The organism is Curtobacterium sp. NPDC098951 (assembly GCF_044759965.1).
Lineage (GTDB): Bacteria > Actinomycetota > Actinomycetes > Actinomycetales > Microbacteriaceae > Curtobacterium.
Genome location: NZ_JBIWAG010000002.1, coordinates 812,502 through 838,901, shown reverse-complemented (window position 1 = coordinate 838,901; position 26,400 = coordinate 812,502). Strand labels below are relative to the sequence as shown.

The 26,400-nt window shown below is 66.1% G+C and carries 21 protein-coding genes; 12 read left to right on the top strand and 9 right to left on the bottom strand.

Translation table 11 applies throughout. The features are described 5' to 3' along the window. Positions 1-65 precede the first annotated feature (65 nt). The 6 genes from ACIQUC_RS08545 to ACIQUC_RS08520 all read right to left on the bottom strand — a co-directional run bounded on the left by ACIQUC_RS08545 (position 66) and on the right by ACIQUC_RS08520 (position 6,694). Positions 66-1,421 carry a M20/M25/M40 family metallo-hydrolase gene (locus ACIQUC_RS08545; protein WP_402265521.1) on the bottom strand — a complete coding sequence of 452 codons (1,356 nt, stop codon included), beginning with the start codon at positions 1,419-1,421 and terminating at the stop codon, positions 66-68. Beyond that, a complete protein-coding gene (locus tag ACIQUC_RS08540) occupies positions 1,418-2,977 on the bottom strand; it encodes an ABC transporter substrate-binding protein (RefSeq protein ID WP_402265518.1) in 1,560 nt (519 codons plus the stop codon). Before ACIQUC_RS08540 ends, ACIQUC_RS08545 begins: the two co-directional genes overlap by 4 nt. Continuing rightward, positions 2,974-4,104, bottom strand: coding sequence for an FAD-dependent oxidoreductase (locus ACIQUC_RS08535; RefSeq protein WP_402265515.1), 1,131 nt, complete (start codon positions 4,102-4,104; stop codon positions 2,974-2,976). Before ACIQUC_RS08535 ends, ACIQUC_RS08540 begins: the two co-directional genes overlap by 4 nt. Further along, positions 4,101-5,369 carry an NAD(P)/FAD-dependent oxidoreductase gene (locus ACIQUC_RS08530; RefSeq protein WP_402265512.1) on the bottom strand — a complete coding sequence of 423 codons (1,269 nt, stop codon included), beginning with the start codon at positions 5,367-5,369 and terminating at the stop codon, positions 4,101-4,103. Before ACIQUC_RS08530 ends, ACIQUC_RS08535 begins: the two co-directional genes overlap by 4 nt. 69 nt (positions 5,370-5,438) lie before the next feature. Beyond that, positions 5,439-6,389: a class A beta-lactamase gene (gene bla / locus ACIQUC_RS08525; RefSeq protein ID WP_402265509.1), complete on the bottom strand. Its 951-nt coding sequence runs from the start codon at positions 6,387-6,389 to the stop codon at positions 5,439-5,441. Between the two features lie 86 nt (positions 6,390-6,475). After that, positions 6,476-6,694, bottom strand: a complete 219-nt coding sequence (locus tag ACIQUC_RS08520) for a hypothetical protein (RefSeq protein ID WP_402265507.1) — start codon at positions 6,692-6,694, stop codon at positions 6,476-6,478. A gap of 753 nt (positions 6,695-7,447) precedes the next feature. Between ACIQUC_RS08520 and ACIQUC_RS08515 the strand changes: the two genes are divergently transcribed. The 4 genes from ACIQUC_RS08515 to ACIQUC_RS08500 are packed head-to-tail and all read left to right on the top strand — an operon-like array spanning position 7,448 to position 16,296. Further along, a complete protein-coding gene (locus tag ACIQUC_RS08515; RefSeq protein WP_402265504.1) occupies positions 7,448-9,397 on the top strand; it encodes an N-6 DNA methylase in 1,950 nt (649 codons plus the stop codon). Beyond that, on the top strand, positions 9,394-10,659 hold the full coding sequence (locus ACIQUC_RS08510; RefSeq protein WP_402265501.1) for a restriction endonuclease subunit S: 1,266 nt from the start codon (positions 9,394-9,396) through the stop codon (positions 10,657-10,659). The genes ACIQUC_RS08515 and ACIQUC_RS08510 overlap by 4 nt, the downstream gene beginning before the upstream one ends. After that, positions 10,656-13,766 carry a type I restriction endonuclease subunit R gene (locus ACIQUC_RS08505; protein ID WP_402265498.1) on the top strand — a complete coding sequence of 1,037 codons (3,111 nt, stop codon included), beginning with the start codon at positions 10,656-10,658 and terminating at the stop codon, positions 13,764-13,766. Before ACIQUC_RS08510 ends, ACIQUC_RS08505 begins: the two co-directional genes overlap by 4 nt. After that, on the top strand, positions 13,756-16,296 hold the full coding sequence (locus ACIQUC_RS08500) for an N-6 DNA methylase (protein WP_402265495.1): 2,541 nt from the start codon (positions 13,756-13,758) through the stop codon (positions 16,294-16,296). The genes ACIQUC_RS08505 and ACIQUC_RS08500 overlap by 11 nt, the downstream gene beginning before the upstream one ends. Before the next feature lie 236 nt (positions 16,297-16,532). On the opposite strand, the gene ACIQUC_RS08495 is transcribed toward ACIQUC_RS08500, so the two are convergent. Together ACIQUC_RS08495 and ACIQUC_RS08490 are read right to left on the bottom strand one after the other, a co-directional pair. Next, positions 16,533-16,868, bottom strand: coding sequence for a hypothetical protein (locus ACIQUC_RS08495; RefSeq protein ID WP_402265492.1), 336 nt, complete (start codon positions 16,866-16,868; stop codon positions 16,533-16,535). Then, a complete protein-coding gene (locus tag ACIQUC_RS08490; protein ID WP_402265489.1) occupies positions 16,865-18,010 on the bottom strand; it encodes an ATP/GTP-binding protein in 1,146 nt (381 codons plus the stop codon). Before ACIQUC_RS08490 ends, ACIQUC_RS08495 begins: the two co-directional genes overlap by 4 nt. Before the next feature lie 184 nt (positions 18,011-18,194). Between ACIQUC_RS08490 and ACIQUC_RS08485 the strand changes: the two genes are divergently transcribed. From ACIQUC_RS08485 to ACIQUC_RS08470, 4 genes are all read left to right on the top strand, one after another. Then, positions 18,195-20,039: a DUF262 domain-containing protein gene (locus ACIQUC_RS08485; RefSeq protein WP_402265487.1), complete on the top strand. Its 1,845-nt coding sequence runs from the start codon at positions 18,195-18,197 to the stop codon at positions 20,037-20,039. A 228-nt stretch (positions 20,040-20,267) separates the two neighbouring features. Then, on the top strand, positions 20,268-20,753 hold the full coding sequence (locus tag ACIQUC_RS08480) for a hypothetical protein (RefSeq protein ID WP_402265484.1): 486 nt from the start codon (positions 20,268-20,270) through the stop codon (positions 20,751-20,753). A 171-nt stretch (positions 20,754-20,924) separates the two neighbouring features. Then, the gene (locus ACIQUC_RS08475; protein WP_402265482.1) at positions 20,925-21,338 is read left to right on the top strand and encodes a hypothetical protein; all 414 of its coding nucleotides are present in this window, start codon (positions 20,925-20,927) and stop codon (positions 21,336-21,338) included. A gap of 197 nt (positions 21,339-21,535) precedes the next feature. Further along, the gene (locus tag ACIQUC_RS08470; protein ID WP_402265480.1) at positions 21,536-22,213 is read left to right on the top strand and encodes a hypothetical protein; all 678 of its coding nucleotides are present in this window, start codon (positions 21,536-21,538) and stop codon (positions 22,211-22,213) included. Positions 22,214-22,602: 389 nt separating this feature from the next. Here the strand turns inward: ACIQUC_RS08470 and ACIQUC_RS08465 are convergent, their stop codons facing one another. Beyond that, positions 22,603-22,791 carry a hypothetical protein gene (locus tag ACIQUC_RS08465; protein WP_402265478.1) on the bottom strand — a complete coding sequence of 63 codons (189 nt, stop codon included), beginning with the start codon at positions 22,789-22,791 and terminating at the stop codon, positions 22,603-22,605. Positions 22,792-23,078: 287 nt separating this feature from the next. Here ACIQUC_RS08465 and ACIQUC_RS08460 point away from each other — a divergent pair, with 287 nt between their 5' ends. The 4 genes from ACIQUC_RS08460 (at position 23,079) to ACIQUC_RS08445 (ending at position 26,363) form a co-directional block, all read left to right on the top strand. Beyond that, positions 23,079-23,438 carry a hypothetical protein gene (locus ACIQUC_RS08460; RefSeq protein ID WP_402265475.1) on the top strand — a complete coding sequence of 120 codons (360 nt, stop codon included), beginning with the start codon at positions 23,079-23,081 and terminating at the stop codon, positions 23,436-23,438. Further along, positions 23,435-24,514, top strand: a complete 1,080-nt coding sequence (locus ACIQUC_RS08455; RefSeq protein ID WP_402265472.1) for a hypothetical protein — start codon at positions 23,435-23,437, stop codon at positions 24,512-24,514. Before ACIQUC_RS08460 ends, ACIQUC_RS08455 begins: the two co-directional genes overlap by 4 nt. A 490-nt stretch (positions 24,515-25,004) precedes the next feature. Beyond that, positions 25,005-25,235, top strand: coding sequence for a type II toxin-antitoxin system RelE/ParE family toxin (locus tag ACIQUC_RS08450; RefSeq protein ID WP_402265469.1), 231 nt, complete (start codon positions 25,005-25,007; stop codon positions 25,233-25,235). Between the two features lie 30 nt (positions 25,236-25,265). Further along, a complete protein-coding gene (locus ACIQUC_RS08445; RefSeq protein ID WP_402265466.1) occupies positions 25,266-26,363 on the top strand; it encodes a HigA family addiction module antitoxin in 1,098 nt (365 codons plus the stop codon). The last annotated feature ends 37 nt before the right edge of the window (positions 26,364-26,400 follow it).

Sequence of the window (26,400 nt, the reverse complement as noted above, 5' to 3'; positions counted from 1 at the left end):
GAACCAGGACGGTCAGCGCCGAGACCGGAAACGGGCGCCCGGAGCGGCACCGCCCGACGTCAGGGTCAGCGGGTGGGGAGTGCGGCCAGGAAGATCGCCTCGGCGAGGGCCATGTGCTCGATCTCGGACGGGTCGACGCTCTCGTCCGGGGCGTGCACGTTCGCCGTCGGCTCGGACACCCCGGCGAGGATCACCTCGACGCCCGGGATCGCCCGCTCGAGGGTCGCGCAGAGCGGGATCGAGCCGCCGCCGCCGAGCGAGCCGACCGGAGCCGGGTGGTAGGACTCCGCGAGCGCGTCGCGGAACGCCGACGAGGACGGTCCGCCGAGCGCACGGAACCCGGCACCGACCCCGGTGACCCGCGCCGTGACCTCGACGCCGGCGGGCGCCCGTCGGAGCAGGTGCGCCACCAGGAGTTCCCCGGCCGTCGCGGGGTCGACCCCCGGCGGCACGCGGAGGTTCAGCGCGGCACCAGCCCTCGCCTGCACGGACGGCGAGGACCCCGCGACCGCCGGGGCGTCGATCCCGACGACCGTGAGGGCGGGGCGTGCCCACACCTGGGACGCCGGGTCCGCCGAACCGACCGGCACCGCGCCGTCGAGCAGTCCGGCGTCGGCGGCGAACCGGTCGGCGTCGTAGGGCAGGCCGGCCCAGGTCTCGGACGCGTCGAGCCCGTCGACGGTGGTGTCCCCGGTGTCGTCCCGGAGCGACGCGAGCAGGGCGACGAGCACCGCGATCGCGTCGGGTGCCGCGCCTCCGAACATCCCGGAGTGCACGTTCCCCCGCAGTGCCCGGACGCGGAGCTCGACGAACGCGGTGCCGCGGAGCGTCGTCACGAGCGCGGGAGCGCCGACCGCGGCGTTCCCGGCGTCCATCACGACGGCGGTGTCCACGTGCCGGAAGTCGGCGGCGTGGTCGGTCACGTACTGCTCGAGGCCGTCGGTGCCCTGCTCCTCCGAGCCCTCGACGAGGACGACGAGCCCGACCGGGAACGTCCCGTGCACGTCGAGCAGCGCCCGCAGGGCCACGAGGTGCGTGACGATCCCGCCCTTGCAGTCCGCCGCGCCCCGGCCGTACAGGCGACCGTCCCGTTCGGTGAGCGTCCACGGATCGCTCGTCCAGGCGGGCAGGTCCCCGGCCGGCTGCACGTCGTGGTGCGCGTAGAGCAGTACCGTCGGTGCACCGGCGGGTGCGGGGTGGGTCGCGATGACCGCCCGCGAGCCGTCCGCAGTGGTGGCGAGCCGCGCCTCCAGACCGAGGTCCGCGAACGCGACCCGCACCGCCTCCGCGACCCGGTGGCAGTCGTCGAGCGACTGCACGGCCGGGTCGTGGACGGACGGGATCGCCACGAGCGCGGCCAGGTCCTCGAGCCCCTCGGGCAGGCGGCCGCGGACGGCGTCGCGGAGGGCTGACGGGCTCACGAGCGACCGATCTCCCAGATGCGGAACTCGCCGGACGCGTCGACGGACTCCGACAGCCCGGTCAACGACTTCTGCCCGATGACGTTCTCCTGCCCGGCGAGCAGCGGGATGAGCGGGACCGACTCGGCGGTGTCCCGCTGGATCTGCTCGATCTGCTGCGTCCGCTTCGCCGTGTCCGGCTCGACGGCCTGCGCGGCGACGAGGTCGTGCACCGTGGCGTCGTCGAAGTGGTTCGCGAGCAGGTTGACGTCCGCGGCGCCGTAGGCCGGGGTGAGGTACGACGAGGCGTCCGGGTAGTCCTGGAAGAACCCGAGCTGGAAGACGGGGTACTCACCCTTGCCGACGTTCCCGACGTAGGTGTCCCAGCTCGCCGACTGCAGGTCGACCCGGAACAGGCCCGTGTCCTCGAGCTGCTGCGCGATGAGCGCGTACTCGTCGTCGGAACCCGAGCCGTAGTGGTCCGTCGTGTACTCGATGGGCAGCGTCACGGGCGTGGTCACCCCGGCCTGCTGCAGGATGGCCTTCGCGTCCTCGCCCGACAGGGACCGGAATGCCTCGGTCGCACCGGTGAACCCGCTCGGGACGATCGAGTACGCCGGCGCGTAGGTGTCCTGGTAGACGTCCTTCGCGATGGCCTGACGGTCGATCGACGCCGCGACGGCCTGGCGGATCGCCTGCTTCTGGGCGCTGTCCTTCCCGGGCATCGTGTCGAGGTTGAACGCCAGGAACCGGATCTCGCCGGAGTCGCCGTGCACGGTCTGCAGGGAGTCGTCCGACGACAGCGAGGTGACCTCCGTCGGCGTGAGCTGGCGGTACGCGACGTCGGCGTCGCCCTTCTGCACGGCGAGCTTGAGGTCGGCGGACTTCGTGTACTGCTTGATCGTCACGCTCTTCGTGGCCGGAGCGTCGCCGTCGTAGTGGTCGTTCGCGGTGAGGGCGATCGTCGCCCCGCCGTCCGCGGCGTCCTGCAGTGCGTAGGGCCCGGATCCCACCACCCCGTCGTTCGCGTGCACCGTCGTCGCCGAGAACACCTTCGAGTCCACGATCGCCCCCGCCATGCTCGCGAGCACGTACGGGAACGTCTGGTCGTCGGCCTGCTTCAGGGTGAAGGTCACGGTGCTGCCGGACGCCGACACGGACGCCATGTTGGCCAGCAGCGACCCCGGGCCGTTCTTCGACCCGAGGGACACCTGCCGCTCGAACGAGAACACCACGTCCTTCGCGGTCAGGTCGTCGCCGTTCGAGAACCGCAGCCCGTCCCGGATCTCGCACACGTAGTGCGTGCCGTCGGTGAAGTCGCAGGACTTCGCGACCTCGGGGCTGGTCGTGGTCTTCCCGGCGGGGTAGGTGAGCAGGTGCTGGTACAGCTGCGTCTGCACGGTGTAGCTCCCGCGGTCCCAGGCGCCGGCCGGGTCGAGGGACGTCACGACGTCGGTGGTGCCGACGACGAGTCCGTCGACGGCGTCGGTGCCGGACGAGCCGGTGGAGGCGCAGCCGGTGAGCACGGCGGCGGTGGCGGCGGTGAGCGCGATGGCGCTGAGGAGTCGGGTGGTCATCGTCCTGTGGGGGTGGGGTGGTGCTTCGAGAGGGAGAACCGGGCCGGGGGTGGTGGCCCGTCGGTCGCGAGGTCGGCGATCATGACGCCGAGCAGCGGAGCGAACTTGAAGCCGTGGCCGGAGAAGCCGGTCGCGACGGTCACCGGACCGCGACGGTCGATGACGAAGTCCTCGTCGGGGGAGTTGTCGTAGAGGCAGCTGATGAAGGTCGGCTTCGTCGCGTCGACCCCGGGCACGTACCGGGCGACGTACGCCTGCAGCCGCTCGGCCTCGGCGGGCACCGGGGTGAAGTCGCGGTGGTCCGGGTCGACGACGGGGCCGGTGCCGTGGAAGCCGACCTTGACGCCCTCGCCCGGGGTGAGCAGGCCGTAGACGTCGTCCCCGTCGGCCCAGTGCACGAAGCTCGGCCACGCCTCGTCCGGCAGGTGGCTGGGGAAGTGGGCGGGCTGCTCCTGCGTGACACGGAGGGCCGGGAGGCGCGCCCCGCGTTCCGAGAGCAGGTCGCCGACCAGCGTGGGCGCCCACGACCCCACGGCGGCGATCACCGACGACGTGCGGTGGGCGGACCCGTCGGACAGCCGGACGGTCACGTCGTCCCCGTGATCGTCGAGGCCGGTGACCCGGGTGTCGAACCGGAGGTCGACGAGTCCCGTGCGCTCGGCCAGCGTGAGGAACACCTCGATCGCGCGGTCGGACCGGATCCGCCCCGCGGTCGCGTGCGTCAGGACGTGCCCCTCGAACGCGATGCCCGGCCAGCGCTCGGCAGCGGCGTCCGGGCTGAGGGCCTCGTGGGCGATCCCGGCGTCCGCGAGCGCCGCGGCGATGGCGTCGACGACCTCGGGGCGGCCGTGGTCGACGGCGCCCGTCCGGACGATCAGCTCTTCGTGGGCCGCGGTCTCGAGCGCCTCCCAGAGCGCGAGCGCCCGGGTCGTCAGCGCGACGTACTCGGCATCGGCGTAGCCCTGCCGGAAGATCCGGGTCGCACCGTGCGAGGAACCGCGGTGGTGGCCGCGCTCGTGCTGTTCCACGAGCAGGACGCGCTCGCCGCGGGTGGCCAGGGCGTACGCGGTGGCGGCACCCACCACCCCGCCGCCGATCACGACGTGCGTCGTCGTCTGGTCGCTCATGCCGTCGCTCCGGCTCGTCGGGCGTCGGCCTCACGGCGAGCCGGCATGAGCGAGACGACGTCGGCCTCGCTCGGTGCGCTTGCCGGGAACCGGGCGGGGTCGTACCGGCTCGCAACGCCGAGGGTGGTCGACCCGGTGACGCTCAGCTCGGCGGCGATCCGACCGAGCCCGGGGCCGTGCGTGACGCCTGACTCGTTGTCCCCGCCGGCGACCACGAGGCCGGCGAGCTCCGGGACCGGGCCGACGATGAAGTTCCGGTCCGCCGTCATCGACACGACCCCCTGCGTGACGGTCTCGTCGTCGGCGAGTGCAGCCGCGGCGCCCGGCAGCAGCGCCGCGACGATCGGGTGCAGGGCGGTGCGCATGGCCTCGACGAGGTCGGGGCGGTCCGGTCGGCGCTCGGGTTCGGTGTCGCGGCCGGCACCGCGCACGAAGAGCGCCTCGTAGCCGCTGCCGGCGCCGTACGTCAGGCCGCCGCGGTGCTCGCGGATCCACAGCCCCTCGAGTTCGGGGAGCATCAGGGTCGGCAGCGTCCCTGGGAGGCCGAACGGCTTCGTGACGAGGCGGCTCGCGACCACCCGCACCGTCGGGAGCTCGCGACCGAGGGGTGCGAGCAGTGCGTTCGTCCAGCTGCCGGCCGCGAGGACGACCCGCGCGGCGTCGATGACCTCGCCACTCGCGGTCCGGACACCCGTGACGGAGCCGTCCCGCGCCTCCAGGCCCGTGACCGTGGTGTGCTCGCGGAACGCGACCCCGCGCGCGTGCAGTGCCCGGACCAGGGCCGCGGCCGTGTCCGGCGCACTGATCTGGATGCCGTCCGGGTGGAGGAACCCGGCCGTCACCGCGGACGGGTCGAGGCCGGGGACGAGGTCCGCCGCCTCGTCCGGGGTGAGCGTCCTGGCACCAGCCGGGCGCAGGGGGTGGTCCTCGAACGGCGGGATGTGGTCCGCGCGGCCCTGGTCGGTGACCGTCAGCCAGACGTTGCCGTTCCGGCGGTACCCGGTCGGCCCGTTCCCGGACTCGGCCAGCCGCCGGTAGAAGTCGATGCCGTACCGCTCGACGTCGCGTTCGGACTCGTTCCAGTACCAGGCGTACCCGGCCGCCCACTGTCCGACGAAGCCGGCGCCTGCGGTGGTCGTCCCGCCGGCGGCGGGGCCGCTGTCGACGAGGACGACGCGCTGGCCGAGGTCGGCCAGGTGCCACGCGGTGCTCAGGCCGATGATGCCGGCGCCGACGACGACCGTGGGGGAGTCGGGGGAGGACATGACCAGATCGTAGTTGTCGTGTGTTGCCGACAGGTGTCGTGGATGACGCCGTGTGACGCCGGGTGACCGTCAGCCCGCGAACGCGGCGAGCACCGCGCGGGCGGACCGCGCGACCAGGGCGTCGTCGTACGCGGCGTCGGACTCGTTGCGGGCCGTGAGCACGGCGATGACGATCGGGCCGCCGTCCGGTCGCGTGACGCGTGCGACGTCGTTCCGGATGCCGCCGGCGCCCCCGGACTTGTCCGCGACCGTCCACCCGGCCGGTGCGCCGGCGCGGACCAGGGTGTCGCCCGTGGCGTTGCCGCTCATCCACCGTTCGAGGAGTGCGGTGTCGGAGCGGCCGAGCGTCCGTCCGTCGAGCACCGTCGCGAGGTCCGCCGCGAACGCCGCCGGGGTCGTGGTGTCCGCGGTGCTGCCGGGCTCGATCGTGTTGAGCGCGGGTTCGTCGTGCACCACCTCGGTCGTCCGGTCCCCGAGCTCCGTCAGGGCCCGGCCGAGCCCAGCGGGTCCGCCGATGCGGTCGAGGACGAGGTTCAGGGCGAGGTTGTCGCTCTGTCGGACGGCGGCCTCGGCGAGCTGGGCGAGCGTCAGGCCGTCGGCGACGTGCGCGCTCGTCACGGGGGTGTGCCCGGCGGCGGTGGCGTCCGCCGCGGTCCACCGCACGTGCTCGTCCCGGTCGGCGCCGTGCACCTGGCGGAGGAACGCCGCCGCCGCGAACACCTTGAGTGTCGACGCGTACCCGGAGCGCCGGTCGCCGCCGTACGCGACGGTCTCGCCGGTCGTGGTGTCCGTGGCGACGACGCCGACGGTGGCGTCGTACTCCCGCTCGAGGCCGGCGAGCGTCCGGTCGACGGCGGTGCGGTCGGCGGCCCCGATGCTCGGTGTCGGTGTCGGTGTCGGTGTCGGTGTAGCCGTCGCAGTGCTGGCGGTGCCGGTCGGACGAGGGGCTGCACCGGCGCTGCACCCGGTGAGGGCGAGGGCTGCTACGACGCCGACGACGAACGGGGCAGTGGCACGCATGACAGCACTCTCGCGCGCGGCCCTGGACGCTGCCCGCACGCCTCGGCTCCGTCGGTGGATCGCCGGAGCGCCCGAGGCCGCGGTGCCTAGCCGCCCCGTCGCGAGCGTCGGATCCTGGCTCGCACGACACTCGCCCCGACCACGCCGATCGCGACGGCAGCCAGCCCGACGGTGGTGGCGAAGGTGAACAGGACGTGCTGCAGCGTGGATCCCGCTGGCGAGAGGTCGCCCCAGATCCCGAGGCCGATCGACGTGGCCAGGGCCGTCAGGGCCGGGACCGCGAACGCGAGCGTGAGCTTCGACACGGCGTGGCGGTGTCCTCTCGTCCTGGCGGCGTTGCCAGACCCGACCCTCGTGGTCGGACGATGAGAATGATGCCGGTGAAATTCCAGATGCGCAACACGGGAGGGTGTCAGCGAGTCACGATCCCACGACGGTGCCGTCGGTGGAACGACGAAGGGCCGCCCGGTCGGGCTGTCGTTTCTCAACGCAGGTGAGACTTCTCTCGGCCTAGATGAGACCGGCTACTGGTTCGAGCCGCTCCAGGCGCCGCCTGAGAGCGAGGCCGACAGCGCTTCTGCTGGCCATGCTCGTCAGGTCGAACGATCCAGCGCGCGAAGGCTCCGTACCACCACGGTGCGCTCGAGGGGATGTTGTGCGCCTGAAGCACGAGGGGGCTCCGTGCGCCTGTTGTCATCTGCCAGCTGACTTGTCCGACTGCCACGCCAGGTGTTTGACAGACGGAAATGGACAGCTTGCACGGCTCGAGTCAAGAGGCGCGAGCTAGCCCTGAGCACCGCCGACCTACCCTCGTCTGCACGGAGAGTGCGCGCGAAGGGCGCGCGCTCCCCCTCCAGCCGGTGCGATTGACAGTGGGCGCATCCATTGGCGGCCACCCTGGTGTCGTCGTTCCAAGTCCACGGGCATCGGCTGTAGCTCAAGCTGCTGCATCCTAGGGCGCCGCTCATTGCATGCATTTCGGCTCCTATAGACCAGGATGGGAGGGTTCGCGGCGTTGGCGCCGCATGTTCGTTGCCCTACAGCCGGAGTGCCCACCTGTGGTAAATCACGTCGCCTTCATCTGGAACATCGCCGAGTCTCTCCGCGGCCCGTTCAAGCCCTCCGAATACGGAGCCGTCGTTCTCCCGTTCACGGTGCTCCGCCGGCTCGACGCGGTCCTGGCCGCCACGAAGCCCGCCGTCCTGCAGACCGCGAAAGCGATCGGGGCGCTCCCCGAGATGCTGCAGACCGTCACGCTCACCGAGGCATCCGGTCACGAGTTCTACAACACGTCCCCGTTCGACCTCGGGAAGCTCGTCGCCGACCCGCAGGACCTCCGCGCGAACCTCGCCTCGTACCTGGCCGGATTCTCGCCGAACGTGCGGGACATCTTCGACCGGTTCGAGTTCGACAAGACACTGAACAAGCTGGCCGAGAAGAACAAGCTGTTCGCGGTGACGGAGAAGTTCGCCCAGGCCGACTTCCACCCCCGCACTGTGAGCAACATTCAGATGGGGCTCGTGTTCGAGGAGCTCATCCGGTTCGCGAACGAGAAGTCCAATGAGACCGCCGGCGACCACTACACGCCCCGCGAGGTGATCGCGCTGATGGTGCAGCTGCTGTTCGCCCTCGACGACGACGCCCTAGCCAAGTCTGGAGTGGTTCGGTCCATCTATGACCCGACCGCCGGCACCGGCGGGATGCTCTCCGTCGCGGATGAATACCTGCGCAGGATGAACCCTGGCATCCAGCTCAGCCTGTACGGGCAGGACTATAACGACGCGTCGTACGCGATCTGCAAGGCCGACATGGTCATCAAGGGCCAGGACGTCGACAACATCGCCCTCGGCGACACCCTCACCGAAGATGCCTTCCACGACAAGAAGTTCGACTACGGCTTATCCAACCCGCCGTTCGGCGTCGACTGGAAAGATCAGCGCGCCTACGTCAACGACGAGCACACCAAGCTCGGCTTCAACGGCCGCTTCGGCCCCGGCACCCCCGCTGTCAGCGACGGGGCCATGCTCTTCCTGCTGCACCTCGTGTCAAAGATGCGCAAGCCCGAAGACGGCGGATCCCGCATGGCGATCGTTCTCAACGGGTCGCCACTGTTCTCCGGCGGTGCCGGCGGCGGCGAGTCGAACATCCGCAAGTGGCTACTCGACAACGACCTCGTCGAAGCGATCATCGGCCTGCCGAAAGACATGTTCTACAACACCGGCATCTCCACCTACATCTGGATCCTCACCAACCGCAAGGACGGTGACCGCAAGGGCCGGGTGCAGCTCATCGACGGCCGCGAAATGCTCACCAAGCTTCGCAAGGGCCTCGGCTCCAAGCGCAACGAGCTCTCGCCCCAGAACATTGAGACGATCGTCGGCCTCTACGCCGGGTTCGAGGATGGGGAGCACTCGAAGATCTTCCGCAAAGAGGACTTTCTGTACCGCACCATCACCGTAGAGCGCCCCCTCAGACTCAACTGGCACGCCACCCCTCAACGCATCGACGCCGTCCTCGAAGCCAAGGCCATCCAGAAACTGAACGAGGCGGATGCCGCAGCGCTTCGTGGTGCGCTCGACCGGCTCGGCACCGTCACGGTGTGGAAGAACCGCACGGCCTTCCACAAGGCGCTGAAGGACGCCGCGAAAGCCGAAGGCCTCACTCTCCCCGTAGCGTTGCTCAAGACCGTGACCACCGAGCTTGGCGAACAGGACGACACCGCCGACACCTGCACCGACAGCAAGGGCAACCCGGAACCGGACGCTTCCCTTCGCGACACCGAGAACGTGCCATGGGACGAAGACGTCGACACCTACGTCGCCCGCGAAGTCCTCCCCTACGCCCCAAACGCATGGGTCGACCAATCCAAGACCAAGGACGGCGCGGAGATCCCCTTCACTCGCCACTTTTACCAATACGTCACGCCGCGCCCGCTCGAGGAGATTGATCGTGACCTTGAAGGAGTCCTGGCGGATCTGCGAAAGATGCTGTCGGCGGTCGAGGCGTGACCGGAATCACCTGGCCGGGTGCGGATGGACTGCCTCAACTCCCGTTCAAGAGGCTCTTCACGCCCGTCAAACGAGCGCCCCGTGACGGTGCACAGATCGTGACCGCATACACTGACGGGCAAGTCACCCTGCGGTCTAACCGAGCCAAGATCGGTTACCACGAGGCTGCCGACACTTCGACCTACCTCGGCGTGCTTAAGGGTGACTTCGTGGTCCACGGCTTAGACATCATGCGAGGGTCGGTTGGAGTTTCAGACTCAGATGGAGTGATCTCCCCCGTTTGCATAGTGTGCGTTCCTACTCCGCTGATTGAGCCACGGTACGCCGCCTACGCCATGCGTTTGCAAGCTGCGTCGGGCTTTCCGAAAGCCCTTGCGCGAGGGGTACGTGAGGGCGGCGCCGATTTCCGCCGCTGGGACACACTGGCGGAGCTGCCACTGCCCGTGCCTCGCGTCGAACAACAGCGGGCAATTGCGGACTATCTCGACCGGGAGACAGCGCAGATCGACGCGTTCATCGCGAAGAACGAGGAACTGATCACCCTACTAACCGAACGCCGCGCCGCCGTGATCGGTCGAGCCGTGACACGCGGCCTGGACGAGAGAGCCGACTGCTTGACGAAAGGTCCGGACTGGATTGGTTCAGTACCGGCCCACTGGACGGTGCAGCCGATCAAGCGTGGGTATTCAGTCGTGGTGGGGAAGATGCTCAACGAGTCGATGTCCGTCGGCGAGCTAGTTCCCTATGTTCGGGCTGCGAATATTCAACCCGGCGGACTCGACTTGGGTAACGTGAAGGAAATGAGGGCGACAGCCGTTGAGTGCAAAGCGCTCGCGCTCCGAGCAGGAGATGTTGTCTTCGTCGAAGGCGGCGGAGGTTACGGTAGGTCGGATTTCCTCTCAGATGATTTGCCCGGTTGGGTTTTCCAGAATCACGTGATCCGTCTTCGACCCCGACCTGGGCAAGAGGGGCGGTTCCTGAACTATTGGCTGCAGCATGTTCGAAGGCTCGGGCACTACGAAGCTCTTAGCGCATTCGCTACTATTCCGAATGTGTCGGGAGATAAGCTCGGACGGATTGAGATGCCGGTCCCTCCACTGGTGGAGCAGTGCCGAATAGTGGCGCAAATCGAGGAAGCTACGACGCGGATCGATGACGCGCTCGCAGTGGCCGACCGAAGCGTTGAGCTTGCGCGTGAGCGTCGTGCTGCGCTGATCTCGGCTGCTGTGACTGGGAAAATCAATGTGGGGGTGGCTGCATGAGTGGTGTTGCTGGGGCACATCTAGAGTCGGCGCTCGAAAAGGAGATAGCCGAACACCTCGCGGCGAACGGATGGTTGTACTCACCAACCGACGCCGGGTACGACCGGGAGCTCGCGCTGTTCCCCGAGGACGTGCTCGGTTGGTTGGAGGAGTCGCAGCCGGCCGAGTTCGCGAGGGTCGTCCGGCCGATTGACGGGGGCGCTCAGCGCGTCGCGGCGGGTCAAGGCCTTCTGACGCGTCTTTCCAATTCGCTGGACCTGGACCCGTTGAAGAACGGCGGGACGATCCGGATTCTGCACGAGGGGTTCTCGATGGTGCCGCTGCACGGTGGTGCGGTGAAGTTCCGGTTGGCGCAGTTTCGGCCGGCGACCACGCAGAACCCGGACACGCTTGAGGCGTACGCGAAGATGCGGGTGCGGGTGGTGCGTCAGGTGCACTACTCGGTGAAGTATCCGAACAAGGCGTTGGATCTGGTGCTATTCGTGAACGGTATCCCGGTCGCGACGGTCGAGTTGAAGACGGACTTCACGCAGCCGATCGGGAACGCTATCGATCAGTACCGCTTCGACCGTTCGCCAACGGGTGAGCGGTTGTTCGGATTCGCGAAGCGGTCGCTGGTGCACTTCGTGGTGTCGAACTCCGAGGTGCAGATGACGACAAAGCTCGCCGGTGCTGCGACTCGGTTCCTGCCCTTCAACAAGGGTGCGGACGAGGGCGCGGGGAACCCGGTGAACCCGGTCGGGTCGGCCTCCTCGTACTTCTGGGAGGAGATCCTCCAGCGCGACACCTGGCTGCAGCTATTGGGGTCGTTCGTGCACCTGCAGGTCGAGACAGATGTCGACCCTGACACAGGCAAGAAGACGAAGACGCAAAGGGTGCTGTTCCCCCGCTACCACCAGTGGAGGGCCGTGACCCGGCTCGTTGAGGCGGCTCGGACCGAGGGGGCAGGGAACCGTTACCTTGTCCAGCACTCGGCGGGGTCGGGGAAGACGAACTCCATTTCGTGGCTCGCCCACCGCCTCTCCCAACTGCACGACGACCAAAACCAGCGAGTGTTCGACACGGTCGTCGTCGTCACCGACCGCACCGTGCTGGACAAGCAACTGCAGGACGCGATCGCACAATTCGAAAAGCAAGCCGGCGTGGTGCAGTCCATCACCAAGGATGGAGGCGAGTCGAAGTCGAAACAGCTCGCCGCAGCACTCACCGGCGGCAAGAACATCGTCATCGTGACGATCCAGTCGTTCGAGGCGCTGATCACCGCGATCCAATCCCTGCCCGAGCTGAAGGGGCGCCGATTCGCGGTAATCGCTGACGAGGCCCACTCCTCGCAGACCGGGTCAACGGCGGGAGCGTTGACGAAGGTGCTGTCTCCGGACGAGCAGGCCGCCGTCGCTGAGGGCGCGCCGATCGATTCGGACGCGTACCTGCAGTGGGCCATGGCGGTCACCGCGTCCGCACCGAACATCTCCTACTTCGCGTTTACCGCCACCCCGAAGGCGAAGACGCTGGAACTGTTCGGGCGAGCCCCGAAAGATGCCGGGCCGGATGCGACGCCGGAACCGTTCGACCTCTACTCAATGCAGCAGGCAATCGAGGAGGACTTCATCCTCGACGTGTTGCAGAACTACACCCCGTACAAGGTGGCGTGGAAGCTGCAACACCCCGACAGCGACTACGACGGCGCAGGCGAGGTTGACGAGTCAACCGCGGTGAAGGCGCTCGTCCGGTACGTCCGGCTGCACCCGACGAACATCAGCCAGAAAGCCAAGATCGTCGTCGACCACTTCCGCACCTTCGTGCAGCCGCTGCTGGACGGCAAGGCAAAGGCGATGGTCGTCACCGGATCGCGGGTCGAGGCCGTGCGGTGGAAGAAGTACCTCGACACCTACATCACCGATGCGGGCGTCTCAGGGGTGCGGTCGCTGGTGGCATTCTCCGGCACGGTCGAGGACCCCGACGACGTGGGTGAGGGGCTGACGGAACGGACCCAGAACCCCGGAGTGCAGTCGGATCTCGCGGAGGCGTTCAAGCCAGCCACGTACAACGTGATGATCGTTGCGGAGAAGTTCCAGACCGGGTTCGACCAGCCCCGACTGGTCGCGATGTACGTCGACAAGAAGCTCGGCGGGGTGCAGGCCGTGCAGACGCTCTCTCGGCTGAACCGCACCCACCCGGGCAAGGACAAGACGTTCGTCCTCGACTTCGTCAACGACCCACAGGAGGTGCTGGACGCGTTCCTGCCGTACTACCGGAAGGCGACGCTCACTGCGACAACCGACCCGAACCTCATCTATGACCTCGTGGCGAAGCTCGACTCGGCCGGGATCTACGACATGACCGAGGTGGAGCAGGCGTTCGACGCCGCGCTCGCTGGCGGCCTCAACGCGAACTCGAAGGTGTCCGCTGCGACTGCGCCGGCAGTGGACCGGTTCCAGAAGCGGTGGGTCGCGGCAGTGCTCGATGACGATAAGGACGAACAGGACGAGCTTCAGCTGTTCAAGGCGGATGTGGGGAACTTTGTGAAGTTCTACGACTTCATCTCCCAAGCCCGCAACCTTGAGGACACGGACCTGCCCCGCCGGCACTACTTCTTCCGCCGCATCCTTCCGCAACTCTCGACCGCGACGATCCTCGAACCAGTCGACGTTTCCGATGTGTCCCTCGTGGGCTACAAGATCAGCGCCGGCGACGCCGTGAAGCTGAATCTCGAGCAGGGACCAGGGTTGGATCCGATTACCGCGATCGGGTCGGGCGCGATCCACGAGAAGCACCGCAGCGCACTCGAGGAGATCGTCCAGAAACTCAACGAACGCCTCGGCGACAAGTACGGCGTCGGCGTCATCGACCTTCAGATGAACCACATCGTTGGCAAACTCGCGCTCGACAAGGATCTCAGGGGTCAGGCGTCGGTGAACACGGCGCAGCAGTTCGCGGAGTCCCCGGCCCTACCAAAGGCGTTCACCAGGGCGCTGCTAGGAGTGCGGGAGGAGACCCCGGCGTTCATCGACGATCTCTTCACCGACAGCGGCCTGTTCGGCGAGCTTGGGAAGGCGCTGCCGGCAATGCTGTACGAGTACTTGAAGAGCCAGCCCGATGTCGAATGAGCAGAGAAGATCGACCATGAGCGCACTTCACCCCGCTATTAGTGCGGTCCTGCGAGATCCGCCTCATGTGCCTGGCCGCGATCACGATCGCAACTCTCCGGGGCCGGAGCACACGACGAGCCTGACCCTGGCCCGAGCACTTGCCGTCGGATGTCTGAGCCGGTTGGACCCAAGCCTCACGTCCTTGAATGTGTGGGACCCGGCCGCCGGATCAGGCTTCGCCGGGCTCCTACTCACTGATGCGCTGAGGTCCGCCGGGGTGCACGTCAGCTACCGCGGGCAGGACATCAGCGAGCACGTGGTCTCAGTAAGCAGGCAGCGCTTCGAGACCGTGCCCGACGCCGCAATGGCCGTGGGAAACACCTTGGTACACGATGAGTTCGACGCCTTCCCGGCCGACCTCGTGATTGTCGACGCCCCGTGGGGCCTTGACTGGAGGGATTTTGCCCCGCAGGTGGAGGCCCGTCGGGGATCTGGTGCGTTTGAATTCGGCCTGCCTCAGCGCTCAGACAGCACATGGCTCTTCATCTCGCTCGCCCTCGAGAAGCTGCGTCCGAGCGCCGACGGCGGTGGGCGAGTCGCCGCGCTAGTGACCCCAAGCGCCTTGTCAGCTGGAGGCGATACGGCGTCAGTACGGCAGAAGATCGTCGAGGCCGGGCTACTGGAATCGGTAACCCGCCTGCCCGATGGTTTGGCACCGAACACAGCTATCCCGCTCTACCTCGTCACATTCACCAACAGACCAGCAGCCTCTCGCCGAGGCAAGGCAATGATCGCCGATCTGCAGACCGAGTTCACGACTGAGCACCAGCATCGTTCGATGCCGGCTGCGGCATTCCTGAAACTCGAATCGGGGCTCAGAACTGGAAAGCCCGGCCCCCGCAATCGCAGCATCCCCGTACATCAATTCACTCGACGAGATGCGCGCCTTGGGCGAGACTCCGGCGAGGGCCATCGGCTCTCGTGGCGCCTAACGACGTACGCCAACACGCGGATCGACGACCGCCTCCTCGAATCGCGGTACGGCTCGGCTTCTGGAGTGTCGATCATCGATGCACCGAAGGAGATCATCGACCTTGACCCAAGTTGGATCTTCGGTGATGAAGCGCGCGAGCTCCTGAACGACATAGAAGCAAAGGGGTGGCCTGGGCGACGGCTCAGCAGTCTGATCGCACGCGAGCCGACTCCGTTGAAGCCTTCGGCCGACACGAAATCGGACGGACAGGTCTACGTTCCGACGGCCCTTGGAGGCTTCGCAGCCGCGGAAATCGCTGGCGCGCACTTCGACGGTCGACTGCTGTCACTTCGACTCGACGATGAGACTATCGACCCTGGCTTCTTGACGGCCTGGCTCAACTCTGAGCAAGGCGTCGCTAGTCGCAGAAGAGCCATCCAGGCCAGCAGCACGGGGACAGTGCTTAACGCCCTGAGATCGGACCCCAATTCATTGATGCGTTGGGCCGATGAGCTCATCGTCCCCGTACCGGACCGCGGAACGCAGCTTGCGCTCGCCTCGGCCGACGAACGGCTCGCGTCCTTCGAAGCTGAGCTCTCCGCACAACGCGAGAGCGTCTGGGCGTCCCCGGAGAGTGCCGAAGATGTGGTGAACCGGATTGCTGGCGCATTCGACGACTCACTCAGTAGCTGGCTGGATGAGCTGCCGTTCCCCGTGGCTTCTGCGTTGTGGACCGCGGAAACAGCATCAACTCCCGGCGAGCAGCAACGCGCGTACATCCACGCATGGGAGGCGATCGTCACATTCCACGCGACTGTTCTGCTTTCCGCGAGTAGGACTGACCCCGGAAACAGCAGCGAAGTCGAAGCGGCGATCCGTCAGACGCTGCACGACCAGCATCTAGGCATCGAGCGCGCCACATTCGGCACGTGGGTGATCATCATTGAACGCGTGACCAAGGAGCTCCGTCGCGCACTCGAGGCGGGCGACGCTGATGAGATCGCTCGAGTCCGACGAGCATTCGGGGGCTTGTCCCAAGCAGGTATCGAGCGGCTGACCTCGAAGCTACTCGTCAAGAAGTTCAGCGAGGTGAACACGAAGCGAAATCGGTGGCTCGGCCATACGGGCTACACCTCGAACGACGAGTGGAAAAGACAGGTTGTCTCGCTCGAAGCGGACCTCAGTGAACTCCGGCAGATCCTCGGAAGCGTCTGGACGCAACTACTTCTCGTGCGAGCGGGCGGGTCGGAGCTCCGACGCGACGGGCGCGTGCAGACCGCTGAGGTCGCAGTCGGGACTCGCTCACCCTTCAAGACCAAGGACTTTCGCGTTGGAGAGGAGATGATTCACGGCGACCTATACCTTGTGAGAGAGGGATCACAGTCGCCGCTGCGGCTCGGACAGTTCGTACAGCTGAGGGCCGCTCCGCGCGATGCGCAGTACACGACGTACTTCTACAACCGCACGGACGGTGCGAGCGTGCACATGGTCAGCTATCAGCATGGGCCCGAGAGCGAGATTCAGGATGATGCTGAAGGCTTCCGCTCGGAGTTCGGCGGCCTGGCGCTCGGATGATTAGGAGGACTCCGGGTGGGCGGAGGCGGGAGGGACTACTGCAGCTTTGGTCAACTGGTTGATTCAGGCCGCCAGGGCGACCCTTGGGACATCAGCGGCGAGGCCGTGGCTGCCCCCGGCGGAAATCCCACTGACCGAGACGCTGGTCTCTACTAGGCGCTGTTGCTTGTATTAGCCCGCGTTGTCGGGGGACGACCAGACCGATCGGCGATTGGCTTGTCTACCAGGGCGGACGATTACGACGGCGCCGTGGGCTGGTCCCAGAGGCTCGCATACTCTTCCGCGACGACGTCCCATAGCGCGGCGCGGGCTTCCTCGACCGTGTCCAACCGAGCCGCGTCGGGCGCGAGGATCACGAACTCGTGCGGGATGATACGACCTGCTCGGTCATGCCGACCCTCGGGGTCGGCGAATCGCACCGCTACTGTCACACCACGTTTACGGAAGGCGTCGATGGTGTCCTCAACGCCGGCGAAAGCGGCCTCGTACGCATCCAGCGGGTCCGGCAGGTCGCCCGTACGCAGGAACCGGAATCCCCAGTTCCTGCCGCGCGTGGCCCAAATGAAGTTCACTTCACGCTCTTCTGCAGCACCCGGTCTTCGACTGCTTGACGCAGTTCGAGCTCGAACCCGGTCAGCACTGCGGTGAGGAAGTCATGCTTGGCAACCGCCGCGTCGTGCACGTCTTGAATCTTCTCGCGGCTGTGTTCGAAGACCGTATCGAAGATGAACGGCAGCGCCACAGTGACGAGCTTCAACGGACCCGGCAGCTTCAACTTCGCGACGATCAGCGCGAGCAACGGACCGGCCGACCGCATGAGATCGTTGGCGACCTTGCTGCCGTTACGCAGCGCTTTGGCCCAGCGAACGTGCCGCGAGAACGGCAGCATGGCCGCGATTGGCAGGATCAGCCGGACCCCAACCTGCTTGCCGACGTCGATCTTCCCGGGCTCGAACCGTGCCGAAGACAGCAGCACGAAGTCTTCTCCCAGCGAAAACGCCTCGGGCTCCTCGATAAACCCGGCGAGCTCTCCCTGCAGACGTGCGATCTCCTGACCAACTTTCTCAACGAGCAGATCCCGGAACCCTGTCACATCCATCGCGGGCAACAGGTCTGCCTTCGAGAGGCCGAACAGCCAGATCCTGGGGAAGCGCACCAAGCGTTTCCCGTCCGGCATCAACTCCTCCTGCAGGCGCGAAAGATGAGTGCGGTAGTTCGTCACCAACGCCTTGAGATACCGCTCCTCCTCGCCGGCATGATCCAAGAGACGCTGACCATCAACGAGGAGCACCGCAACATCAGACCCAAGCAACGACCGGAACGTCTCCACGCGCAGCCGCTGCTCCTTCTCCGTTGCAGGGCCCTCCTCGAACCACTCACCCGGATAGTCATGCCAGATCAGGCGGAGTTCCTCCGCCGCCGGCCTCTTCGACTTGCCGACGGGTCCCCCGCGGCGCTTGATTGAGAACACGTACCGGTTGCCACGGAACCGCGTCTGCAGGGGCGTGGTGCCCGTGTTCTTCATGCCGAGGTAGTTCTGATGCAGCCGCAGGCCCTGCGCAGCATCGTTCGCGACGATGTCGTACAGGCCCTCATCCGCGACCACCGGTTCCTGCGCAGCCCCGTAGAACGAAGACAGCAGCACGGTCTTACCACTCCCAGACTCCCCGAACACGGCGATCTGCTGTTCACGAGCAACCTTCAACGACTTCATGCATCGAACTTAGAGGACGCAAAGCAAATTGCCTCACGAAGGAACGCCTAGGAGCCACCGTAGCCAGCCGTCTGGTGCGGCAGCCGAACGGGCCGGTGCCCCCGGTGAAGTGCCTCGCTTTCTCGATGACCCCGTTCCCGGTGCCAGTCCCTGCCAGCACGAGCTTTGCTCATAGGATCGACCCATGGGGCACAAAGAACCGATGACAATCGCCAACGCTCTGCGACAGATCCAGGAGCGGAGGCTGATACTCCCGGCGATTCAACGCGAGTACGTCTGGAAGCCGTCGCAGGTGATCCGCGTGTTCGACTCGGTGATGCGCGGCTACCCAGTCGGGAGCTTCCTATCGTGGAGGGTCATGCCGGACACCATCAGTGACTTCAAGTTCTACGGGTTCATGAAGGACTACAGCGCCTTCGATAACCGCCACAACCCCGTCATCGACATCCCGACTGACCGCGAAGTGGTCGCGATCCTCGACGGCCAACAGCGACTGACCTCGCTCAACATCGGGCTTCGAGGAACGTACGCCTACAAGAACCACGGCGGATGGGCAAACAAGTCCTGGTCCTACCCGGAACGTCGGCTCTTCCTCAACCTCGCCGGCGAAGCACCAGAGAACGAACTCGGGCTGAAGTACCACTTCCAGTTCCTGACCGATGCTGACGTCGAGGCGGCGCGCGACGATGAGACGAAGATCTGGCTTCCCGTGGCGGATGTCTTCGGCGCGTCAGAGATGTCCTCGTTGATCCAGCTCCTCGCCAAGCACGGCGTGGGCAATGATCCTGTTGCCTCCGGGCTGGTCAGCACGCTGTGGGACGCGATCCACAAGACGGCGTCACTGCACTTCTACGAAGAGACCGAGCAGGACATCGAGCGCGTCCTCGACATTTTCGTGCGGGTCAACTCGGGAGGGACGGTCCTGTCCTACAGCGATCTCCTCCTGTCAATCGCGACCGCGCAGTGGGAGGGTGATGCTCGCGCGGCAGTCCACGGTCTGGTGGACGAGCTCAACAACACGGGCAACGGCTTCAGCTTTTCGCGCGACACCGTGCTCAAGGCAGGTCTGGTGCTGAACGACGTTCGCGATATCAGCTTCAAGGTCAAGAACTTCACGGCCGCCAACATGGCGCAGCTCGAGGCTAGGTGGGGCACGCTCAGCGCCTCGCTCCAGGTCGCCGTCGGGTTGTTGAGCGACTTCGGTTTGTCCGGCGGATCGCTCACCGCGGACAGCGTCTTGATCCCCGTCGCTTACTACGTGCACCACCGGAAGCTCGATCACTCCTATCGGCAATCCCCAAACACGCGGGACGACCGCATGGCGCTGCGTTCGTGGGTACTGCGATCGTTGATCGTCCGAGGAATCTGGGGCTCGGGCCTGGACACGCTCCTCCGCGACGTCCGGGAGGTCATCAGAAGTGAGGGGGCCGAAACCTTCCCGGCGGCTGCCATCGAGCGAGCTATGGCAGCGCGTGGCAAGTCCCTCGCGGTCACCGACGCCCTCGTAGACGACGTGCTGAGCCTTGAGTACGGTCGCCCGCGGACGTTCGCCGTTCTTGCGGCGTTGTTCCCTCACGTCGACACTCGAAACCAGTTCCACGTCGACCACATCTTCCCAGGGTCGCTCCTCGAACAGAAGGGCCTCCGCCGGCTCACGAAGGACGACGGAACACCGCAGTTCACGCCCGATGAGATCGACGATCTTACGGAGCGGAAGAACCAGCTGCCGAACCTGGAGCTGCTTCCGGGTCTGGAGAACATCGGAAAGCTCGCCGAAGTGCCAGCGAACTGGGTGGCGGCCAACTACGCGACCTCCGAAGAGCGGAGCTCGTTCTTGGAGCGGAACGCGTTACCGGCACAGCTCCCTCACGGCGCGGCCGAGTTCGACTCGTTCTTCCGCGCGCGCCGGGAGCTCCTCGAGGCGCGCATCCGGACGACGCTCAGGCCGGCCGGCCGAGACTACGTATCGCAGTCGCCGTCCGTGCTCGCGCTTGATGAAGAACTCGCAGGAGGCGATGACGTCGACTGAGCCGGCCGGTGGGTGCCGACCGACATGCCGCTCTTACGTCGGCGGCGGATGATCGATCGGCCGACGAACGAGGCCAGTTACTCTTGAGCACCTGCAGTCGAATTCGTTTTCGTCCCAGATTCGGAGGGCCGATTGGCAGTGAGGGTGGAGCATGAGTCGGCCCTTCACGGACAGCAAGATCAGTTCGGTGATGCCCACTGAAAATCCGGTGAGAAGTGAGGTGAGCGCGTGAGCTTCGAGTTCCCGTCCTCATGGGACCGCGGCGGCCTCGAAACGGTGGGGTTCGAGGGATTCGTGACGTTCGCTGAAGTCCGTCTACCGCGAGTACTGAAGTTACCGAAGGACCGGGGTGTGTACGTCGTGCTCTACGAAGGCTCCGAACGGCCAGACTTCTCCATCGACTCTCCGGCGAAGGGGGCGCCGTACCCGCCCGAGGTACTAGCAAGCGCTTGGCTCGAAGAGACTCGAGTTCTCTACATCGGAGCGGCCGACGCCCAGGGGCGAGGGATTCACCATCGCTTGAAGCAGTACGCACGCCGCGGCAACTCACACACGGGAGGTCGAGCAATCTGGCAGATCCCCGACGCTGACGAGGAGCTCCTCGTAGCCTGGGCAGAATCGGGCGACGAGCCGGGCGTCGTCGTGGAAAAGCGGCTGCGAGCCGAGTTCAAACGGATTTACGGTCAGTTCCCGTTCGCGAACTGGATCACCTGACGCAGCACCATGCGGAACCTATCGTGTACCTAACCGCCACAGAGCCGGCGGTGCACATAGACGAGCGCGGAGCCTGCCGCTGCTTCTTTCTCGGGTTCTATCAAGCATGTTGAACGTAGTTGACGGGGTCCTTGCGGGATGATGCGTACACGTCATCGATAGGACGACAACGTGGACATCAGCCTCACCGGTATCGAGCAACACCTCGTCATCGTCCAGACCGACAAGCGAGTATCCCAAGCACTCGACGACCAGGTAGCAGATGACGTAGCGCAGCAGCTCATCGACGCGCAGCAGCACGGCGTGGCCGACAATCCGCCAAGCACCGACATGTATCCAATGCTCGACGATGGTGAGGACGGAACTCCCTCATGGCTAATCGAAGCTGGGTCAGATCCACGACACGTCTACATCACCACCGCTACCCGATGGGACGCGCTCTCGAACGAGAACCGTGACGTCTTTCAGCGGCTCGCGCATGGAGAAGGTGGTGACGGGGTGGCGATGATCGTCATCCTCAACGACGTGACCGGAGTGCCCGAGTTCACGGGCACCGTCCGGCCCGTGCATCGAGTGACCCTCTGACTGGTGCCTGCACCTCGCGAACTCAGCCCGACTCCGAGTGACGCGTCGCGCGCGCCCGGCCCACTGGGGGACAAAGCGATGGCCGGAGTTCCATGCGGAAGTGCGGTGCATCCCACGTACCTCGCATCTGAAAGGGATGTCGAGCACGAGGTGCCGCTGGGTCACGGAGGGTCGCGCGTGGACCTAGGGTGGCGACGATGAACGGATCGAACGAGCTCGTCGTGGCGTCTCGGTGGACAACAGCGCAATCGTGGTGGATCGCAAGCGAACTCTGTCGACGGAACAGCAGCTTGCTCATCGATCAAGACTACGACGACGGTGCTCGCCGGCTACAGGTGCGTCGCGACCTCCCCCGTGAGGCGGGCGGGGCGGCGCACGTCACTCTCCACCCCAGGCACGGAATCGAGGGCGTTGGCAAGTCACAGTGGACCAGCTGGCGAGACGTGTTCGCCGCAGACGACGCGCACGAGTGGGTACGCAGGATCGAGCGGGCGCGCAATTGGCAGGTGCCTACGACCGCGTCTACTACGCGCCGCTCGCTCGCGTATCGCGTCGTCGCTCGCGTTTTGGCGGCCACCGTCAATGATCGTGAGCATCTGGAGCCGGTGTCGTGGGCCGGCATGCTTGGGTCCACTCCCCACGACCTCTCGTGGTTGTCACTCTTCAGCGGCATCTCCGATCTTCCGAGGACACCGGGCGGTCTGAAGGATCCGCGCCTGTGGGTCCTGTTCCGCGGCAGCCCGGAGGGTGTCCTGGTTATCAGTGAGGCGGGTGTTGCGTACCGGCGCGATGGGAGCGCTTCGGTTGACCTTGCAAATCGCTATTCGGTGCGCCGACGGATCGACGATGTCCTGCACGATCTCCTCCCAGCGTGATCCCGACGGGATCGACAACCGGCCGGGGATTCGCCCTCCGAAGCTGACGTGAGTCACCGTACGCCCGTCCGATGATCGAGTTTGTACGGCACCAGAGTGCCGTACTCAACCGGAGCGGTCACTACCCAGGGGGTCCGCGCTTGCCCACGACCTCCGTCACCACGGCTCCCTGCCCCCCCCCCCCCCTCAAGACATCGGGTGGCATCGCGAGCACCGTCTCCGTTCGGCCCCGGTCAAAAGCCGTAGAGTTGCTGACGCGCGTTGAAAGCTGCCGGGCCGCTTCGAGGATGTTCTCCGCGATCGCCCCAATTGCTGCGTCATCGAGTGAGCCGATCCCATCGGTGGAGGGGCGGCCCTGGGTTTCGTCGCTCTCAAGCGCGACGATCAGTTCATCGTCTCGAAGGACCGGACACCTTTGCGTTGTGAGTGCTGGCGATGATCTGGCGCTGCCTCTTGGAGAGCTGGTCCATCGATCGAAGTCCGGTGCCATTGACCTGCAGCAACACTTCGACGGCAAGTTCGATCCGTAGCTCGTCGACTTCACGGGCAAGCCGTTCGCCTGCGGCGATGAGCCTCAAGACGGCCCGTCAGTCTCGACTCACTAGCGGACGCAGCATTTGGGCGGTCGAACGAGGGCTTGCGGACGCGACGGCCCCAGCACGGCGCCACCAGTGTGCCGAAGCCGGTGACGGTCCGATACCGTCACTTCGGCCGTCCAAGTGTGGTGTCCGGACGCGGTCACTTCCCAGCCGCCCACACAAGCTAAGTCGGCACCGCCGCCGGTCATCGTCGCCGCTCGAAGACTCTGCTCTTCGCCAGCCGGTGTCGGTTGTCCGTCCTACGATCGGACAAACGAGGAGGCATCATGATCGACGCGGACGACGGCCGAGCGGAACGGCTCGCCCAGTGGATCCGGCAGCTCCCCCTTGCGGACCAGGTCCACCTCACCGGAACGACCGTCGTGCTCGAGAGGATCCGCCAGCGCCGGGGAGCCACGCTCCCCCACCCGTACGACGAGGCGACACTGCGTGAGGCGCCGCTCCCCCGCGCCGCAGCAGCAGAAGCTCGCCGCATCGCCGCGCTCTATGCGGCGGCGCCCCCGCACCTCGGTCCGGACGGCGTCGACGACCACCAGCGGATCGTGAACCTCTGCCAGTCGTTCGCCGACACCGTCGAAGCCCGCGTCCCTGGCGCTGCCGATCCCCGTTCGGAGAGCGCCGCATGAGCAGCTCATCGATTCGATCCCAGCTCGAGCGGAAACGTGCGCAGCGGGTCGCCGCTGAAAAGCACGCATCGACCGCGCGGTCGAAAGAGAGCTCGAGACGGTCCGATGCAACCAAGGCGAGGACGTCGGCCGCTAAGGCGACCAACGACGCGACCCGGAAGTCCCGCCTGCGAGAAGCCGACCGGTACGAGAACGATGCGAACGCAGCGGGCAAGGACGCAGCCGCCTGGCAAGGCAAAGCAAGCGGCTACCTCAACGAGGAGGTTCGCCTACAGAAGCAGCTCTCCGACGCGGAAGCAGCGGAACGGAAGGCTGCGGACCGGAAACGGGACCAGGCGGACGCCGCATCTGAACGTCGCCGAGCTGAGCAGGTCGCGGCAGCGAACCGTGAGACGGATCGGTTGCGCCGCGAGATGACGACGAGGTTCGACACCCACGAGCAGGCCATCGCGGAACTGCGGGCGCCGAAACAGGAGGCGCTGCGCGTTCTGATCCTCACGGCGTCCAGCCATGACGACCTGCGAGTCGGGCGTGAGCAAAAACGTATTCAAGACGCCGTCCGCTTCGCATCGGGCAGGGACCACGTCGAACTCGACGTTCGACCCGCAGCAACCGGGGAAGACCTCCTCAGCGGCCTCACCCAGACGGTGCCGCATGTGGTGCACTTCTCGGGGCACGGCAACGAGGACCTCATCGTCTTCGAGGAGGACGTCGACTCGCGGAATGCCGGCGCACCACTGCCGAGCCGCGTTCTCGGCCGAGCCCTGCAAGCTGTCGACGAGACGCCGCTCCTGGTGGTCCTGAACGCCTGCAGCACCGCCCGGCAAGCGGAACGACTCGTCGATGGCATCACGTCGTTCGCGATCGGCCACTCCGACTCGATCGGGGACGCCGACGCCATCAACTACGCCGCGCGGTTCTACGCCTCGATCGCGGACGGCCAATCCATCGGCGCCGCACACGAACTCGCGATCACCCTGTTGGAGATGATGGGCCTCCCCGGCCATGAGCTGCCACAGCTGTACGCCGCGGACGACCTCGAGCCGTTCGACGTGCGGCTGGTACTCCCGGCGTGACGCCACGCCTCTTAGGCTGATCGTCCGGCGAGTCTCGACGCTTTGGGTCAGGAGTGTCAGGAGCGCGCTGTCGATGCGGTCCCCGGGCGGACCAGCCTGATCGCTGCCGTCGTCAGCCGTCCTTCGACGAGCGACTCCAAAAGCACAGCGTTGGTCGAGCTCCGCGGTTGGCGGATCGTCGGTTCGCAAGTCTGCGCTGATCTTCCTTGCCCGCACCTATCGACGTTGCAGAGCCTGTGTCGCGGGGGCTGACTCTCCCGCTCAGCGGCTCGCGGTCTCCACGGGACGCTGGGACGTGGCAGTCGTATAGATTCCTCCTGTCCGCGAGGGATCGTCGGATCGGGGTCAGCTGACTGTTGGGCATACCCCGAGGGCTACGAGCGTTAGTGTGTAACGAGATCGGTGACAGCGGTTGATAGTACTGTACAAGAGCAACAAGCTAGAGAAGCAGTGCACCGACGAGCGCGAGATGCGTCGGAAGTGGCCGAAGGTGGAAAAGAAACTGCGGCTACGCGTGAAGGCGCTGTACACGGTCCGAACGCTTGGTGACCTTCCGGTAGAAGACCCGGGTGGCGCGTGGCATGACCTCAAGGGCGACCGAAGTGGTACCTGGTCCGGTGAGCTCAGCGGCAACTGGCGCCTCATCGTCGAACCGAGCCCGAACAAACTGCACGCGAGCGAAGTCACCGTGGTCGACATCGAGGACTACCACGGTGCATGACAAGGCCAGCAACTCCCGAAAGGAGACACCATGACCACCACGAACTATGCCGTCGCCCCCGGCGAGTACCTCGAGGAGTGGATCGAGGACAACGGTCTCTCCCAGCAGGGCGTTGCGGACCGCCTCGGATATAGCCGCAAGCACGTGAACGAGATTGTCAACGGTCGGGCGCCCGTCACTGCCGACACTGCCGCGCGCCTACAGCGGGTGGTAGGCATACCGGCTGACGCTTGGCTCCGGTACGAGTCTGCGTACCGGGCGGATCTCGCTCGCATCGCCGACGAGGAGCACCTAGCAGATCACTTCGACGACATCCACCCGAGTGCTGCAACGTACCTCCGAAGCCTCGGCGCGACAACAGCCACAAAGCGTGAGCCCGGCAAGTTTGTGTCGGACTTCCTCGCGTTCCATCGGTGCGGGACCTGGGACGCCTGGGTGCACATGCACGACTCAGCGACTCGCGGTGATTACGCCCTCGCTGCGCTCACGGAGTCGAACGCCACCGTCGACTCCACTGTGTTGTCAACGTGGCTGCGAGCCGCCGAGTTCAGTCAGCCGTTCGAGCGGGGACGCTCGCTGTCGTACGCACCGGACCAGCTGGAGGCCGCGCTACCGACGCTTCGTCAGCGAGCTGCGACGCCCGACGATCGAATGCTGCTCGACATCGCTGCGATGCTCGAGGACGTCGGAGTGGTGTTCATGGTGGTGCCGCCACCAGCGAACTTCCCGCTACTGGGCATGACTCGGTGGATCGACAAGCGCGTGCCCGTTATCCAGCAGACCGGACGGTGGGGTAGGGACGGCTTTGTCATCTGGACCCTTTTTCATGAGTTGGGGCACGTGCTGAATGACCCTCGCGGCGAGATGCACCTCGAGTATCGAACCGAGAAGAAGCGCACCTCAGCCGCGGAGAAGCTGGCTAACACGTTCGCCATGCAGGTTTTGTTCGGCGAAGATGGTCTCGAGCCGTTCCGAGGGTTGAGTGCCGACCGAGAGATCTCGCGACGGGCAGCTGAGGTTGGAGTGGCGCCAGGCGTAGCCGTGCATCAGATGCACCGCAAGCGGTGGCTTCCGTACGACTATGGCAACCGCTTGTTTGTGGAGCTGAGCGGGACGTTCAACGCCTGACCAGTAGCCGGTCGTGCACCGGCCAGCGGTGGTTCAC

Coding starts and splice junctions, on each gene's coding strand:
- ACIQUC_RS08540 (WP_402265518.1), bottom strand. CDS start 2,977: ATGACCACCCGACTCCTCAGCGCCATCGCGCTCACCGCCGCCACCGCC.
- ACIQUC_RS08535 (WP_402265515.1), bottom strand. CDS start 4,104: ATGAGCGACCAGACGACGACGCACGTCGTGATCGGCGGCGGGGTGGTG.
- ACIQUC_RS08530 (WP_402265512.1), bottom strand. CDS start 5,369: ATGTCCTCCCCCGACTCCCCCACGGTCGTCGTCGGCGCCGGCATCATC.
- bla (WP_402265509.1), bottom strand. CDS start 6,389: ATGCGTGCCACTGCCCCGTTCGTCGTCGGCGTCGTAGCAGCCCTCGCC.
- ACIQUC_RS08505 (WP_402265498.1), top strand. CDS start 10,656: ATGAGTGGTGTTGCTGGGGCACATCTAGAGTCGGCGCTCGAAAAGGAG.
- ACIQUC_RS08500 (WP_402265495.1), top strand. CDS start 13,756: ATGTCGAATGAGCAGAGAAGATCGACCATGAGCGCACTTCACCCCGCT.
- ACIQUC_RS08490 (WP_402265489.1), bottom strand. CDS start 18,010: ATGAAGTCGTTGAAGGTTGCTCGTGAACAGCAGATCGCCGTGTTCGGG.
- ACIQUC_RS08485 (WP_402265487.1), top strand. CDS start 18,195: ATGGGGCACAAAGAACCGATGACAATCGCCAACGCTCTGCGACAGATC.
- ACIQUC_RS08470 (WP_402265480.1), top strand. CDS start 21,536: ATGAACGGATCGAACGAGCTCGTCGTGGCGTCTCGGTGGACAACAGCG.
- ACIQUC_RS08460 (WP_402265475.1), top strand. CDS start 23,079: ATGATCGACGCGGACGACGGCCGAGCGGAACGGCTCGCCCAGTGGATC.
- ACIQUC_RS08455 (WP_402265472.1), top strand. CDS start 23,435: ATGAGCAGCTCATCGATTCGATCCCAGCTCGAGCGGAAACGTGCGCAG.
- ACIQUC_RS08445 (WP_402265466.1), top strand. CDS start 25,266: ATGACCACCACGAACTATGCCGTCGCCCCCGGCGAGTACCTCGAGGAG.